The 15,000-nt window shown below is 71.1% G+C and carries 14 protein-coding genes; 6 read left to right on the plus strand and 8 right to left on the minus strand.

Annotated features, from left to right (window positions below):
- Positions 1 to 74 precede the first annotated feature (74 nt).
- Genes mvk through AB0N73_RS13855 form a run of 6 tightly spaced genes read left to right on the plus strand, consistent with a single transcriptional unit; the run spans position 75 to position 6,404 of the window.
- On the plus strand, positions 75 to 1,070 hold the full coding sequence (mvk, locus tag AB0N73_RS13830) for a mevalonate kinase (RefSeq protein ID WP_363564434.1): 996 nt from the start codon (positions 75 to 77) through the stop codon (positions 1,068 to 1,070).
- On the plus strand, positions 1,067 to 2,035 hold the full coding sequence (mvaD, locus tag AB0N73_RS13835; protein ID WP_363564436.1) for a diphosphomevalonate decarboxylase: 969 nt from the start codon (positions 1,067 to 1,069) through the stop codon (positions 2,033 to 2,035). The genes mvk and mvaD overlap by 4 nt, the downstream gene beginning before the upstream one ends.
- A complete protein-coding gene (locus AB0N73_RS13840) occupies positions 2,032 to 3,132 on the plus strand; it encodes a phosphomevalonate kinase (protein WP_363564438.1) in 1,101 nt (366 codons plus the stop codon). The genes mvaD and AB0N73_RS13840 overlap by 4 nt, the downstream gene beginning before the upstream one ends.
- Positions 3,129 to 4,211, plus strand: coding sequence for a type 2 isopentenyl-diphosphate Delta-isomerase (gene fni, locus AB0N73_RS13845; RefSeq protein ID WP_363564440.1), 1,083 nt, complete (start codon positions 3,129 to 3,131; stop codon positions 4,209 to 4,211). Before AB0N73_RS13840 ends, fni begins: the two co-directional genes overlap by 4 nt.
- A complete protein-coding gene (locus AB0N73_RS13850; protein ID WP_363564442.1) occupies positions 4,201 to 5,247 on the plus strand; it encodes a hydroxymethylglutaryl-CoA reductase in 1,047 nt (348 codons plus the stop codon). Before fni ends, AB0N73_RS13850 begins: the two co-directional genes overlap by 11 nt.
- Entirely contained in the window at positions 5,244 to 6,404 is a 1,161-nt protein-coding gene (locus tag AB0N73_RS13855; protein ID WP_363564444.1) for a hydroxymethylglutaryl-CoA synthase, read from the plus strand. Before AB0N73_RS13850 ends, AB0N73_RS13855 begins: the two co-directional genes overlap by 4 nt.
- A gap of 49 nt (positions 6,405 to 6,453) precedes the next feature.
- On the opposite strand, the gene AB0N73_RS13860 is transcribed toward AB0N73_RS13855, so the two are convergent.
- From AB0N73_RS13860 to AB0N73_RS13895, 8 genes are all read right to left on the minus strand, one after another.
- Positions 6,454 to 8,007, minus strand: coding sequence for a Rieske 2Fe-2S domain-containing protein (locus AB0N73_RS13860; protein WP_363564446.1), 1,554 nt, complete (start codon positions 8,005 to 8,007; stop codon positions 6,454 to 6,456).
- Positions 8,008 to 8,096: 89 nt separating this feature from the next.
- Positions 8,097 to 8,744 carry a hypothetical protein gene (locus AB0N73_RS13865; RefSeq protein ID WP_363564448.1) on the minus strand — a complete coding sequence of 216 codons (648 nt, stop codon included), beginning with the start codon at positions 8,742 to 8,744 and terminating at the stop codon, positions 8,097 to 8,099.
- Entirely contained in the window at positions 8,741 to 10,144 is a 1,404-nt protein-coding gene (gene guaD / locus AB0N73_RS13870; protein ID WP_363564450.1) for a guanine deaminase, read from the minus strand. The genes AB0N73_RS13865 and guaD overlap by 4 nt, the downstream gene beginning before the upstream one ends.
- Positions 10,145 to 10,235: 91 nt before the next feature.
- Complete coding sequence (locus AB0N73_RS13875) at positions 10,236 to 11,531, minus strand: alpha/beta hydrolase-fold protein (RefSeq protein WP_363564452.1); 1,296 nt, start codon at positions 11,529 to 11,531, stop codon at positions 10,236 to 10,238.
- Between the two features lie 76 nt (positions 11,532 to 11,607).
- Positions 11,608 to 12,018, minus strand: coding sequence for a transcription antitermination factor NusB (gene nusB / locus AB0N73_RS13880; protein WP_363564454.1), 411 nt, complete (start codon positions 12,016 to 12,018; stop codon positions 11,608 to 11,610).
- Between the two features lie 18 nt (positions 12,019 to 12,036).
- On the minus strand, positions 12,037 to 12,597 hold the full coding sequence (efp, locus tag AB0N73_RS13885) for an elongation factor P (protein ID WP_363564456.1): 561 nt from the start codon (positions 12,595 to 12,597) through the stop codon (positions 12,037 to 12,039).
- Positions 12,598 to 12,688: 91 nt separating this feature from the next.
- On the minus strand, positions 12,689 to 13,147 hold the full coding sequence (locus tag AB0N73_RS13890; RefSeq protein WP_363564458.1) for a type II 3-dehydroquinate dehydratase: 459 nt from the start codon (positions 13,145 to 13,147) through the stop codon (positions 12,689 to 12,691).
- The coding region (locus AB0N73_RS13895; protein ID WP_363564460.1) for a TIM barrel protein at positions 13,144 to 15,000 on the minus strand (1,857 nt) is incomplete at its 5' end. The genes AB0N73_RS13890 and AB0N73_RS13895, both read right to left, overlap by 4 nt.

The following is a 15,000-nucleotide window of genomic DNA, read 5'->3' on the forward strand; positions in this document are numbered from 1 at the left end:
TCTACCAGACTATCGCAGCCCCATCCCGTCCGCGCTCGCCCCCGCGCCGCGCTGTTAGGCTCACGTCCGTTCCTATGACCACACCATCCGTCCGTCCCGCGCGCCGTCCCGACGCCGCGGCGACCCCCACCGCCCCCGCGTCCGTTGCGACCGGTCGAGCGACGGGGAAGGCGATCCTGATCGGCGAGCACGCGGTCGTCTACGGACGTCCGGCCATCGCGCTGCCGCTGGCCGCGCTGGCGGTGCAGGCGACGGCCAGCCGCACCGACGGGGCCTCCCGCATCCGGAGCGCCCTCTTCTCGGGTCGCCTCGACGCGGCACCGGCGCGGCTCCTGCCGACGGCGAAGGCAATCACGGCGACGCTCGAAGCCCTCGGTCACCCGCACCTCGCCGTGGATCTGCAGATCCAGAGCGAGATCCCCGCCGAGCGCGGCGTCGGGTCGTCGGCCGCGGTCGCTGCGGCCGTCGTGCGCGCCGTCGCCGCCCTCGTGGGCGCGACGCTGACGGGCGACGAGGAGCACGCGCTCATCCAGCAGGCCGAGCGGGTGGCGCACACGGCCCCGAGCGGTCTCGACTCGCACGCGGTCCGCGCGCGGGGTCCGCTCTGGTTCGACAACGGCGTCGCGGAGCCGGTGGCCGTCGGGCGCCCGCTGTGCCTCATCGTGGCCGACACGGGAGTGGCCGGACGCACGCGCGAGGCGGTGGCGGGTGTCGCGGAACGGCGACGCACCGACCCGCACGCGGTCGATGCCGCCATCGACCGCCTGGGATCCCTCACACACGACGCGCGCCGGGTGCTGGCCGAGGGCGACCTCGACGGCCTCGGTGACGTGATGACGCAGGCGCACGGCCTTCTCAGCGGTCTAGGCGTGGGCGACCCGGCGCTGGACCGTCTCGTGGGCGCGTCGACACGCGCGGGCGCTCTGGGCGCGAAGCTCACCGGCGGGGGGCGCGGCGGATGCGCGCTGATCCTCGTCCGCGATCTCGATCATGCCGCCGATGTCGCCGGCTCGTTGCGCGCCGCGGGTGCGGCCGCGACCTGGACCACGATGGTGGAGGCCACACCATGACGCAGGCGACCGCGCAGGCGCACCCGAACATCGCCCTCGTGAAGTACTGGGGCAAGCGCGACACCGCGCTGAACCTCCCCGCCACCGGCAGCGTGTCGATGACGCTGGACGTCTTCCCCACCACCACCACGGTGCAGGTGGATGCATCAGCGGCGGAGGACGAGTTCATCCTGAACGACGTGCTCCGCGACGGCGTTCCCGCCGAGCGCACGCGCCGGTTCCTCGACATCGTGCGCGCGATGGCCGGGACGGACGCGCGCGCACGGGTGACCTCGCACAACACGGTGCCTTCGGCGGCCGGACTCGCGTCGTCCGCGTCCGGGTTCGCCGCCCTCGCCGGTGCGGCGGCGGCGGCCTACGGGCTCGACCTCGACGACCGCCAGCTGAGCAGGCTGGCACGGCGCGGGTCGGGCTCGGCGGCACGGTCGATCTTCGGCGGTTTCGCGCTCTGGCACGCCGGCGACGACGAGGAGTCGTTCGCCGAGCCGCTCGCCGCCCCTGCCGACCTCGCGATGGTCGTCACCATCGTCGACGCCGGCGAGAAGCAGGTCTCGAGCCGCGAGGCGATGCGGCGCACGGCCCTCACCTCCCCCTACTACCCCGCCTGGGTCAGCTCGACCGAGCAGAGCCTGGCGGCCGCGCAGGAGGCCTTCCGGGATGCGGACGTGGCCCGCATCGGGCGCATCACCGAGACCAACGCGCTGCGCATGCACGCGGCGATCCAGGGCTCCGATCCCTCCATCCGCTACCTGTCGCCCACGAGTGTCGCGATCTTCGATCGCGTCGAGCAGCTGCGCGCCGAGGGCCTGACGGTCTTCGCCACGGCGGATGCGGGCCCGAACGTCGTGGCGCTGTGCCTGGCCGAGGAGGCCCCCGCGGTCGATGCCGCCCTGGCCGCCTTCGCCGAGACCGTCATCGCCCACCCCGGACCGGGACTGCGGCTGGTGGCGGAGGGCGAGCAGTGACCTCGACGAGCGCGCCCATCACGGTCCGCTCCCCCGGCAAGCTGTTCATCGCCGGCGAGTACGCCGTCGTGACCCCCGGCGAGCCCGCTGTCCTCGTGGCGGTCGATCGCCACCTCACGGTGCGCCTCACCGAGTCCCGCGGCGCCGGTAGCGTCCACTCCCCCGAGTTCGGGCGGACCCCGCTCGTCTGGGGCCGCGGCGCGGACGGTCTGACGATCGATCGGGAGCACCACCCCTACGAGTACGTCCTCTCGGCCATCACCCTGGCCGAGCGCCTCCGGGGCGAGACCGGGCGGCCGGCGCGCTTCTTCGACCTGCGCATCGACAGCGGTCTCGACGACGTGAGCGGACGCAAGTTCGGTCTCGGGTCCTCCGCCGCGGTCACCGTCGCCACGCTCCGGGCGATCGACGAGTTCTACGGCTTCGGCCTGGACCGCATCGACGTGTTCCGGCTCGCACTGCTGGCGACGATCTCGATCGCCCCCAACGCCTCGGGAGGCGACCTCGCCGCCAGCGCGTTCGGCGGGTGGATCGGCTACCGCTCCCCCGACCGGGCGCTCCTGCGCTCCGAACTCGACGCGGGCGCCTCGGTCACGGAGCTCCTGGCATCCGCCGGGTGGGAGCCCTTGGCGATCGAGCGGCTGCGCCCGCCGATGGATCTGCGCTTCCTCGTGGGGTGGACGGGCGAGCCGGCATCGACAGAGCGTCTCGTCGACGCCGTGCGCGGGGGCAGCGGGGCGATGGACTACCCCGCGTTCCTCCTGAATTCGCGCGCCTGCGTGACCGACCTGTGGGATGCACTGGGCCGGGGCGACGACACCGCCACCCTCGAGAGCATCCGTCGCGCGCGTCGGCTGCTGCAGGGCCTCGGACGGACGGCCGGGGTGTCGATCGAGACCCCGCTGCTGTCGGAGCTGTGCGACACGGCCGAGGCGTTCGGGGCGGCCGGCAAATCGTCCGGCGCGGGCGGAGGGGACTGCGGCATCGTGCTCGCCCCCGCCACGGCCGACGTCGCGGGACTCGTCCGCGCCTGGGAGGATCGGGACATCCGCCATCTGACGATCGGCGTGTCTCCGGCGGAAGGCGGCCACCCGTGAGCGCATCCGAGCGCAAGGACGATCACGTGCGCCTCGCCGCGTCGCAGCAGGCCACGACGAACGCCTTCGACGACGTCGCCTTCCTGCACCACGCGCTGGCCGGCATCGATGCGGATGCGGTCACCCTCGAGAGCGAGATCCTCGGCCTCTCCTGGCCGGTGCCGTTCTACATCAACGCCATGACGGGCGGGAGCGCCCACACCGGCGAGATCAACCGCGCCCTCGCGATCGCGGCGCGCGAGACCGGTGTGCCGCTCGCATCGGGGTCGATGAGCGTGGGGCTCGACGACCCGTCGGCACTGCCGACCTTCCGGGTGCTGCGCGACGAGAACCCCGACGGCATCGTCTTCGCGAACATCGGCATCGAGCGGAGCGCGGACGACGCGCGCCGCGCCGTGGCCGGGCTCGACGCCGACGCGCTCCAGGTGCACGTCAACAGCCTGCAGGAGACCGTGATGCCCGAGGGCTCCCGGTCGTTCGGGCACTGGGCGGAATCGCTCGAGCGCATCATCGCCGCCGTGGACGTCCCCGTCATCGTCAAGGAGGTCGGATTCGGGCTCAGCTCCCGTACGCTGTCGCGCCTGGCCGCGGCGGGGGCCGCGGGCGCCGACGTCTCGGGGCGCGGCGGCACCGACTTCATCCGCATCGAGAACGCGCGACGCTCCGGCGGCGACTACGACTACCTCACCGGATGGGGGCAGAGCGCCGTGGCGTGCCTGCTGGACGCTCCCGCGGACGCACCGACCCTCTTCGCCTCGGGCGGGGTGCGCACCCCGCTGGACGTCGTCCGCGCGCTGGCACTGGGCGCACGCGCCGTCGGCGTCTCCGGTTCGTTCCTGCGCATCGTGCTCGAGGGCGGGGCGGAGGCGCTCGTCCCGGTGCTCCGTCAGTGGATCGCGCACATCCGGGCGCTCCAGACCGCGCTCGGCGTCGCCTCCGTCGACCGCTTCGTCGACACGGATCTGATCATCACCGGCGAGACGGCGGAGTTCTGCCGCGCGCGCGGCATCGACATCACGGCCATCGCGCGCCGTACGGACGCGGCCGGCGCCGCCGAGAGGAGCCGGAATGTCCGGTGACATCACCCCCATCCCGACGCGCTGGGTCGGGCCGCTGCGCCTCACCGGCGACGTCGAGGCCGAGCAGGACGTGCCGCTCGCGACCTACGAGTCGCCGCTCTGGCCCTCCGTCGGCCGCGGGGCACGCATCTCGCGGCTGGTCGCCGACGGCATCCGCGTGAGCGTGATCGACGAGCGCATGACGCGCTCCTCGCTCTTCGTCGCGGCGGACGCCGCGACGGCGCTGCGCGCATCGCGCGACATCACCGGACGCTTCGCCGAGCTCGCGGCCACGGTCTCGGCCCAGAGCCGCCACGCGCGCCTCATCGACGTCGACACCGAGATCGTCGGCAACCTGCTGTATCTGCGCTTCGCCCTCACGACCGGCGACGCCTCGGGGCACAACATGGTGACCCTCGCCGCCGAGGCGCTCATGGCGCAGATCCTGGGGTGGCACCCCGAGCTGTCCTACGGGTCGATCTCGGGCAACTACTGCTCGGACAAGAAGGCCACCGCCGTCAACGGCATCCTCGGGCGCGGACGCAGCGTCGTCGTCGACATCCTGATCCCCGCCGATCTGGTGCGCGACCAGCTGCGCACCACGGCGGCACGGCTGGTCGAGCTCAACGTCCGCAAGAACCTCGTGGGCTCCACGATCGCGGGCGCCCTGCGCTCGGCCAACGCGCACTACGCCAACATGCTGCTGGCGATCTTCCTCGCCACCGGCCAGGACGCCGCGAACATCGTGGAGGGCTCGCAGGGCATCACCTACGCCGAGGAGCGCGGCGACGGCGACCTGTACTTCTCGTGCTCGCTGCCGACCCTCATCGTCGGCACCGTCGGCAACGGCAAGGACCTGCCGTTCGTCGACGACGCCCTCACGCGCCTCGGCTGCCGCGAGGACCGCGAACCGGGCGAGAACGCCCGCCGTCTCGCCGGCCTCGTCGCGGCCACCGTGCTCTGCGGCGAGCTCTCGCTGCTGGCCGCTCAGACCAACCAGGGCGAACTCATGCAGTCGCACCTGCTCCTCGAACGTCGATCGGAGACTTCGCGATGACCTCACCCACCCGCATCGGCATCCACGACCTCGCCGTCGCGACGGCCGGACACGTGCTCGATCTCGACGACCTCGCCGCGGCGACCGGCGTCGACCCGGGCAAGTTCCACATCGGGCTCGGTCAGGACCAGATGAGCGTCCCCGGCCCCGACGAGGACATCGTCACGATGGGCGCCACCGCGGCGCAGCAGATCATCGCGCGCCACGGCGTCGACCGCATCCGCACGGTCTTCTTCGCCACCGAGTCGGGCGTCGACCAGTCGAAGTCGGCCGGCGTCTGGCTGCACGAGCTGCTCGGCCTGCCCTCCACCAGTCGGGTCGTCGAGCTCAAGCAAGCATGCTACTCGGCGACGGCCGCGCTGCAGGCCGCTGCGGGCCTGGTGGCCCGCGAGACCGACACCCAGGTCCTCGTCGTCGCGAGCGACATCGCCCGCTACGACCTCGACTCGGCCGCCGAGCCGACCCAGGGCGCGGGAGCGGTCGCGCTGCTCGTCTCGGCCGATCCGGCGCTGGCCGAGCTCGAGCCCGTCGCCGGCCTGCACACGGCCCACGTGGACGACTTCTGGCGGCCGAACGACAGCGTCACAGCGGTCGTCGACGGCAAGCTCTCGATCGACGCCTACCTCGACGGCTTCGTCGCGGCCTGGGACGACTACCGCACGCGCGGCGGCGTCGACATCGACGAGATCGACCTGTTCACCCACCACCAGCCGTTCACGCGGATGGCGGCGAAGGCGCATCGCCGCCTCGCCGAGCACACGGGTGCCGAGCTGCCGGCCGAGCGCTACGAGCGCTCCACGGTCTACAACCGGCGCATCGGCAACTCGTACACCGCGTCGCTGTACCTGGGCCTGGCGGCACTCCTCGACGGCGACGACGACCTCACCGGGCGACGCATCGGACTCTTCAGCTACGGTTCGGGCAGCGTCAGCGAGTTCTTCACCGTCGTCGTCCAGCCGGGCTACCGCGACCACACGCGGGCGTCGGAGACGGCCGCGGCACTGGCCGCACGCACTCCGATGGATGTGGCCGCCTACCGCGCACTCCACGCCGGAGCGCACCTGGGCAGCCGCGTCGACGTCGAGATCCCGGCGCAGTCGCCGTGGCCCTTCCACTTCGCCGGCGTCTCGGGACGCGCCCGCCAGTACAGCGCCTGACCGGAGCGTTCCTCGGGGCGGTGCCGGCGACGGCGCCGCCCCGAGGCGTTCAGAGCGTTGCGGGCTCGCTGGCGCGCTCGGCGCGGATGGGGTGGCCCTGCGTGGTCAGGCAGCGCCCGCTCTCCAGATCCCACTTCCAGTCGTGGAGGCTGCAGGTCAGCACGCCGTCCTCGATCTTGCCGGTCTTGGTGAGGTCGGCACGCAGGTGCGGGCAGCGGCGCTGCACGATCCAGTCCCCCACCTGAGCGTCCTCGGTCTGATCGGACTGCTCGGCGTACCAGTTCTCGACGTACTCGATGCGATCGCGCGAGAGGCACTTGAGGAACGTCGTCAAGAACTCGTTGAACTTGCCGCTGCGACCGACCTCGAACTGCATCGAGAGGAAGATCGAGTTCGACCAGTCGATCTCGTGGTCGGCGATGTTCGTCGAGACGAGATCCACGGGGATCGTGTACCAGTAGATGCACTCCTCGCCGGCGTACTCGCGGACCTTCGCCTTGGGGAAGTCGACGACCATGTCGAGGTCGCCGATGCGGAAGCGGACGTTGCCGCCGACCCCGTTGCGGATCGTGCGCGCGCGGCGCAGCAGCGGCTCCCACCACTCCTTGATCGCCGCCAGCATCTCGTCGGGCGCGAGGATCGGCGCACGACGGGCGACCTCGGCGGCGACCTCGTCCTGGCGGCTGTCGCGCTGCTCGGCGAGGTAGGCCCACTTGTCGGCGAACATCCGCTCGATCTCGGCCTCGGTGTACAGGGTCTGCGTGATCTCGACCGCGCCGTGATCGACATCCACCTGCGTCCCCGGCACGAACAGGTGTCCCTGCTGCTCGGGGCGCAGCGTCGCCATGTGCGCGAGGAACTCGCTCTGATCGGTGAAGATCGAGTCGTCCTCGAGCCCCGTTCCGTTGTAGCGGAAGAGCTCCTCCCGCAGGAACATGGGGGGCCCGGCCATCGGGAAGACGTGCGCAGCGTCGACCTTCTCGATGTAGTACATCGCCCGCTTGTTCTGGGCGTCGCGCTTCAGCTTCGCGAAGTTCTGCTTCGCGTCCTGGGGCAGGTCGTAGACCATCGGCCACCAGATCGCCCCGGAGACCTGCGTGAAGTACGCATCGGGCTTCGAGAACGACAGCAGCGTCTCGAGGTCGAGCGGGTGCGAATCGTTCTGGTTGAGGATCGATGCGGTCCCGTCGTCCACGCTCAGCGACGAGTCGCCGATGGGGCCGTCGCTGGGGGCGCGCAGCGGCGTGACCATAAGGGTCAGGGGGCCGTACTCGAGCGGAACGCCCGCCTGCGTGTAGACGATGTTCTCGTAGCCGAGGGCGCGCAGATCGGACTCCAGGTCGTCCGTCGGGTAGTCCGGCAGCAGCACCGGGATGTCGCGGCGCACGTACTGCGTGAGCAGACGCGGATCGAAGTGGTCGCGGTGCCGGTGCGAGATGTAGAGGAAATCGGCCTGCCCGAATCGCTCCCAGTCGAGCCCCCGATTGTCGGGGAACGGGAACCACGATCCGAAGAACGAGGGGCCGATGACGGGGTCGCAGAGGATGCTGCCGCCGGCGGTCTCGATGAACATGCCCGCGTGGCCGAGGCCGGTGATGCGCATAGGGGTCCTTTCCGCATTCGAGTCTAGGCAGGGCTCGCTGATGGAGTGCTCCGCACCACCGATGCCCCGCCGATCGCGCGGGCTCCCCGTCAGCCGCGCAGCGCGCCCAACCAGGCGAAGGCCCCCAGCGAGAGGGCGTAGAGGACGACGAGCGTGCCGTATCCGGCGAGGTTCCGCTGCCAGGTCGCGGGGCGGCGCAGCCACCAGCGGAAGCGTCGGAAGATCCACGGCGCCAGGAACCAGCCGAGCAGCTGTGTGCTCACGACGTTGCCGATGAACAAGGACAGCCAGAACGGCACGCCGTGACTGTCGATGAGCGGCTCGCTGACGAAGTAGCCCCACAGGTAGACCAGCGGGTAGAGCATCAGCAGCACCAGGAGGTTGCTCTTGAAGACCGGGTCGGTGTCGGCCTCGCGCGGACCCGGCGCCCAGAAGCCGAATCCCGCGGCCGTGCGGGTGACGTGCTGGCCCCGGGTGAACTCGGCACCCGCGTCCAGCAGCGCGCGGCGCTGCGCGGACGTGAGCCAGGCCTCCAGACGCGCCGTCGTGTCGAAGGTGACCGCCACGACCCAGTCCTCCTGCACCCCGGGGACGGGCCGTTCCAGCCGGTGCTGCACGAATCCGGGCCAGCCGGACTCGACGTCCGACACGCGCTGCTGCCAGCTCAGGAAATCCCGCTCGCGGCTCGGGGCCACCCGCGTCGTGATGACGGCGGACGCGGCGGCGGTGTCGCTCATGCGCCGTCGCGGGCGTAGGTGCGCTGACCGGCCACCCAGGTCTCGGCCACCGCGCGATCGTCGCCGACCATCATGATCGCGAACAAGAGCTCCGCGGCCTCGTCGAGCGTCTCGGGACCGCGCCCGTCGGTGTAGAGGCTGGCGTGCCACGCGGCGGCGGGCGGTCCTCCCGTCCAGTCGAGCACGACGAAGTCGGCCTCGCGTCCGATGTCGAAGGAGCCGACACGGTCGTCGATGTACAACGCCTCGGCGCTGCCCCGGGTGATCGCATAGAACGCGCGATAGGGCGAGAGCTTGTTGCGCTCCGCCTCCGCCAGGTTCTGGCGGGACGGGTCGACGCTCCCGTCGAGGAGCGTGTTGTTGAGCATCCCGACCTTGTAGGCGTCCTCGAGGACGTTGAGCATGCTGAATCTGTTGCCGCCGCCCATGTCCGTGCCGAAGGAGGTCAGCACGCGCCGTTCGGGATCGGTGACCTTGCCCAGGCGGAACAGCCCGCTGCCGAGATACAGGTTCGAGCAGGGGCAGAACGTGACGGCGGCTCCCGCCTCCGACATCCGGCGCAGCTCGTCATCGCTCAGCCACACCCCGTGCCCGCCGGTGAAGCGCTCGCCGACCAGCCCGTACTTCTCGTAGACGCCGAGGTAGTCCGCGCTGCCGCCGTGCAGTGCGAGCACGCCCGCGATCTCGCTCGGGTTCTCGGAGATGTGCGTGTGCACCCACACACCGGGATGCTCGTCGCGCAACCGGCGGCAGGTCTCGAGCAGCGCGGGGCTGGCGCCGTAGGCGAAGCGCGGGGTGATGGCATAGAGGTTGCGGCCGACCCCGTGGAACTCGGCGATCAGTTCGGTGGCCGCGTCGTAGAAGGCCTCCGGCGACCGGGTGAACCACTCGGGCGCGTTCTGGTCGATCGCGGTGACCCCGGTGATGATGCGCATGTTGCGGCGGGTCGCTTCTTCGAAGACGACCCGGGTGAAGGCCGGATCCGCGGTCGTGAAGGCCTGGCACGTGGTGGTCCCCGAGGCGAGGAGCGTGTCGAAGAAGCGCCGTGTGCCCTCGAGTGCGTAGCCGGGGTCGCTGTAGCGTCGCTCTTCGGGGAACACCCACTTCTCGAGCCAGGGCAGCAGCTGCTCGCCGTAGGCGCCCAGCACCCGCGTCTGCGGCACGTGGATGTGGCCGTCGATGAAGCCCGGGAGGATCAGCCGATCGCGGATCTCGGTGATCGGGAGTCCGGGATGCCGCGGCGCGACCTCCTCGGCGGGACCGTGGTCGACGACGATCCCGTCCTCCACCACCAGCAGCCCGTCGCGGAAGAACCGCGTGGCCGCCTGTTCATCGCCGACGTGACGCCACGGATCGTCGACGAAGTCGACGAACGTTCCTCTGATCCCCTGCGCTGCCATGGTCTCCCCCGCCCGCCACGCCGCCCCCCAGTGGGCGTCCGCGAGGATTCTGGCACACCGGCGTTCGCCCGCGCGACCACGGCGCGACGGCTCAGGAGGGCGCGAGCCCCAGGCGCGGATACAGCCGCGCGAACCCCTCGTGCAGACCGCCCTCGAGCGCGTCGACCACGTGACCGGCTCCCGGCACCACGAACACGTCCGAGCGCCATCCCGCCGCGGCGGTGGCGGCCGCACCCGCGCGTGCCTGCGAGACGTAGTCCGGGTCGTTCTCGCCCGCGGTGAACAGCGCCCAGGAGTCGGGGTACGCCACCGCTCCCGACTGCAGGATGCTCACCGGCTTCGCGGCCTCGAACGCGCTCGCCGAGCCGCCGAACACGTCCGTCGTGGTCTCGTCGGGGTGCTCGGAGCCGGGGAAGAGCTCACCGCTGACCGAGAGCAGGTTGCCCCAGATCTCGGGATGCTCGGCGGCGTACTTGAAGGCGCAGCCGCCGCCGTTGGAGTAGCCCGCGATGATCCACTCGCTCGGGCGCTGGATGACGGGGAGCGTCCGGGCGAAGGCCACGACATCCTTCGTGACGTACGTCTCGACGGCTCCGTACATCGCGGAGTCCCCGCACGCGGGATCGCGCGTCGGGTCGCCGAGCTGATCGACCACGAGCGCGTACGGGGCGAGGCCCTCGTGCTGCGCCGCGTATGCGTCCAGAGTCCGGGCGATGTACTGGGGGTCGGGATCCCCCGGCTGGCCCATCATGAGGATCACGAGCGGGAGGAGCGGCGCCTGATCGGTGAGCGCGGCGGGCGGGGTGTACAGGCTGGCCGGGCGGGCGGCGAATCCGGATGCCGTGGCGGGGATCGTGACCGTGCCCGTCTTCCCGGTGGTCGGCATGCCCGCCGGGGCCTGCCATCGCGTGTACAGCGGCACGCCGGGATCGTCGGTCTGACCCGGTGTGGGCGTAGGCACGGCGATCGGCGTCTCGAGCGAGATGTGCAGGAAGCTCGCGAGCGTCGTGTTGAGGCCGAAGTAGGCATTGATGCCGAGCGTGGTCGTCACGAGGAACAGCACGGCGCCGAACGCGGCGATGAGGCGTCGCCACCACCGCGTGCCGAACAGGTTCACGACCGCCACGCCGACGGCGGCGAGACCGCCCACGCCCCAGGCGACGGCCTGCCATGGCAGCGGCATGCCGAACATGCCGGTGACGTTCGCGAAGACCGTGAAGATCGCCGCCGCGGCGGCACCCGCGACCGCCCCCATCACGACCCGTCGCACCCAGCGACGCGCCCCCGTCCGCACCGTCAGATACGCCAGCACCAGCGCGCTCAGGGCGCAGCAGACGCCGATGAGAACCGGATCGACGATGTCGATGCTCAGCAGCCAGCGCCCCATGGTGGTCCTTCCCCGATGAGGGAGATCCTAGAGCGCGGCGATCACCGCAGCCGCGTCAGCGCGCGGCGGGTCTCGCTCAGGCCGAACGCGCGATGCGCGCCAGCACCCCGTGCACGAAGGACCCCGCCTCATCGGTGGAGTACTCCTTCACGAGGTCAACGGCTTCGTCGATCGCGACCGCCACCGGAACCTCGTCGTTGTACAGGGCCTCCCACACGCCGATGCGCAACACGGCGCGGTCGACGGCGGGCATGCGGTCGAGCTTCCAGTCGCGCGCGTGCGTGACGATCTGCTCGTCGATCTCGTCCTGGTGGTCGATCACACCGTCGACGATGTCGCGGGCGTACAGCCACGAGGCGTGGCGGTCCGGTTCGCCGGCGGCGCGCTGCGCCTCGGCCGCGAGGATCGCCGCCGGGTCGTCGCCGCGCACGTCGGACTGGAAGAGGATGTCGAGCGCGCGTTTGCGCGCCTTGCTACGGGCACTCATCTGACGGTGTCGACCGTCTCAGCTGATGCGGCCGAGGTAGTCACCCGTGCGGGTGTCGACCTTGACCTTCGTGCCGGTCTCGAGGAACAGCGGCACCTGGATCTCGTAGCCCGTCTCGAGCGTGGCGGGCTTGGTGCCGGCCGACGAGCGGTCGCCCTGCAGACCGGGCTCGGTGTAGGTCACTTCGAGCACGACGGAGGCGGGCATCTCGACGTACAGCGGGTTGCCGTTGTTGAGGGCGATCTGCACCTGCTGGTTCTCGAGCAGGAAGTGGGCGGCGTCGCCCACCGTCTTGGCTCCGACATTGATCTGGTCGTAGTCGGCCACGTCCATGAACACGAAGCTGTCGCCGTCGTTGTACAGGTAGGTGAAGTCGCGGCGGTCGACGTTCTCGATCTCGATCTTGGCGCCGGCGTTGAACGTCTTGTCGACGACCTTGCCCGACATGACGTTCTTGAGCTTGGTCCGCACGAAGGCCCCGCCCTTGCCGGGCTTGACGTGCTGGAACTCCACAACGCTCCAGAGCTGCCCGTCGATACTGAGGACGACGCCGTTCTTGATGTCTGCGGTGGATGCCATGGTGTCGAGTTTTCCGTTTCGTCAGCGTGCGGGACCGAACGGTCCGACGAGCCATTCTAGCGGGCGGGGCGCCGGGAGGTCGACGGGGCGCTCAGCCGTCCGTCTGTCCGGCGATCACGGCGACGAGCCGGTCGACCGCGGACGCATAGCCGCCGACCCCTTCGCCGATGACGTGGACGAGGGCCACGTCGTGCACGTAGGAGTGGTGACGGAACTCCTCGCGCGCGTAGACGTCCGAGATGTGCACCTCGGCGATCGGCAGCCCCACGGCGCTCAGCGCGTCGCGGAGGACGACCGAGGTGTGCGTGAGCCCGCCCGGGTTGATGACGATGCCGGCGCAATCCAGTCGCGCCGCGTGGATGGCGTCGATCAGGACGCCCTCGTGGTTGCTCTGGAGCGCGCGCAGCGCGAAGCCGTGGGCGGCCGCGGCCTCGGTGGCGACGCGTTCGACGTCGGCGAGCGTCTGGGATCCGTAGATCCCCGGCTCGCGCACCCCCAGCATGTTGAGGTTGGGGCCGTTCACGAGCAGCAGGCGGCGATCGGTAGTCACGCTCGCACGCTACCAGCCGCGCGTCCCACGCCCTGTGCCGCCAGGCGCACGGGCGCCGTCGCCGCCCCGAAGCCGTCGTACCCGCCGCGGCGCTCGACGAACTCGATGAACACGTCGCCGATCGTGCGGGTGTAGAAGTGCAGGTACTCGCCGGCGCCGTCGCGGTCGTACGCCAGATCCGACGCGCGCAGGCGCGCGAGGACCTCGTGGTCCAGCGCGAACCGTGCCGCGAGGTCGTCGTAGTAGTTGTCCGGCATCCGCAGGATGGAAAGCCCGCGCGCCCGCGCGCGCTGGGCGAGCTCTTCGATCCCGGTGCACGCGAACGCCACGTGCTGGGCGAAGCTCGCCGAGTCGCGGTGCGCGGATGTCGCGGGCGGCGCGACGTTGAGCGGCAGCCGCACCCGCCGGTCCGGCGAGCTCATGACCCGGCTGCGGACGAGCCCCTGCGGTCCGGGGACATCGGTCGCGCCGGTGACCTCCAGCCCGAGCAGAGCCCGGTAGAAGAGGACGCAGTCCTCGACGACCTGCCACGGCAGAGTGAGGCTCACATGGTCGATGCCGGTGACGGCGTCCTCGTCGGCGCGCGCGCCGTGCTCGAACTCCGCCACCCACGCGGGCTCGGCGCCCGCCGACTCGGACCAGAAGATCTCCGTGCCGTCGGGCGCCTCGGCGGCATCCAACCGTTGTTCCGATGCGTACGTGCGTCGATACACCCGCTCGGTGGCGAGCTCGTCGGCACGGGCGGTGAGCGCCTCCGCATCCGAGACGGTCACCCCGATCGCCGCGAGACGCGGCTCGCGTCCGCGACCGTGCTGTTCGTTGAGCACGACGCGGGCATCGCCCGAGCTCCAGAGCGTGACGGGCTTGGTGCGGTGGCGTCCGCGCGCCGAGAAGCCGGCGAGCTGCAGGATCGCCTCGACGTCGGAGGTGTCCTCCGCGGCGATCTCGACGAAGTCGATGCCTGCGGTACGGCCGGCGTCCGTCAGCGCGGCGACATCCACCGCGTCGGCGGCGTCGCGCGCGACGGCGTCCTCGAGGTAGCGCAGGGAACGACGCGCGTGACGGGCGGTGCTCAGCGCGTCCGTCTGGCGGAAGGTGTCGTTGAAGACCTCCAGCGACAGCGGTCCGCGGTATCCGGCGGCCAGGACCCGGTCGACGAACGCCACGAGGGGAAAGCTCCCCTCACCCGGGAAGAGACGGTGATGACGGCTCCACGACAGCACGTCCATCGAGAGGGAGGGCGCGTCCGCGAGTTGGAGGAAGAAGATCTTCTCCCCGGGGATGTCGGCGATCGCGGCGGTGTCGTGCCCGCGGGAGAGGATGTGGAAGGAGTCCAGGCACAGGCCCACCGCGGGGTGGTCCGCGAGTTCCACGATGCGCCACGCACGCCGGTAGTCGTCGACGTAGGCCCCCCACGCGAGCGCCTCGTAGGCGATCCGGATGCCGTAGCGCTCGGCCACATCCCCGAGGGCTCGCAGCTGCGCGGCGCTGACGGCGTCGTCGTCGCGCGTCGCCGTCGCCACATTGCTGCAGCAGAGCACGAGGGTCGCACCGAGACGGTGCATGAGCGCGAACTTCGCCTCCGCGCGGCGGAGCACACGGGCGAACTCGTCGTCGTCGACGCCCTCGACGTCGCGCATCGGCTGGTAGAGGTCGATCTCCAGGCCCAGGCGCGCGGTCAGCGCACGGATCTCCTCCGGGCTCTCGGGGGCGGCGATCAGGTCGGGCTCGAAGATCTCGACACCGTCGAAGCCGGCCGCAGCGCACGCGTGCAGCTTCTGAGCGAGGGTGCCGCTGAGGCACACCGTGGCGATCGACGTCTTCATCGCGGCGAATGTACCACACGGTACATT

Source organism: Microbacterium sp. NPDC089189 (assembly GCF_040685095.1).
GTDB lineage: Bacteria > Actinomycetota > Actinomycetes > Actinomycetales > Microbacteriaceae > Microbacterium.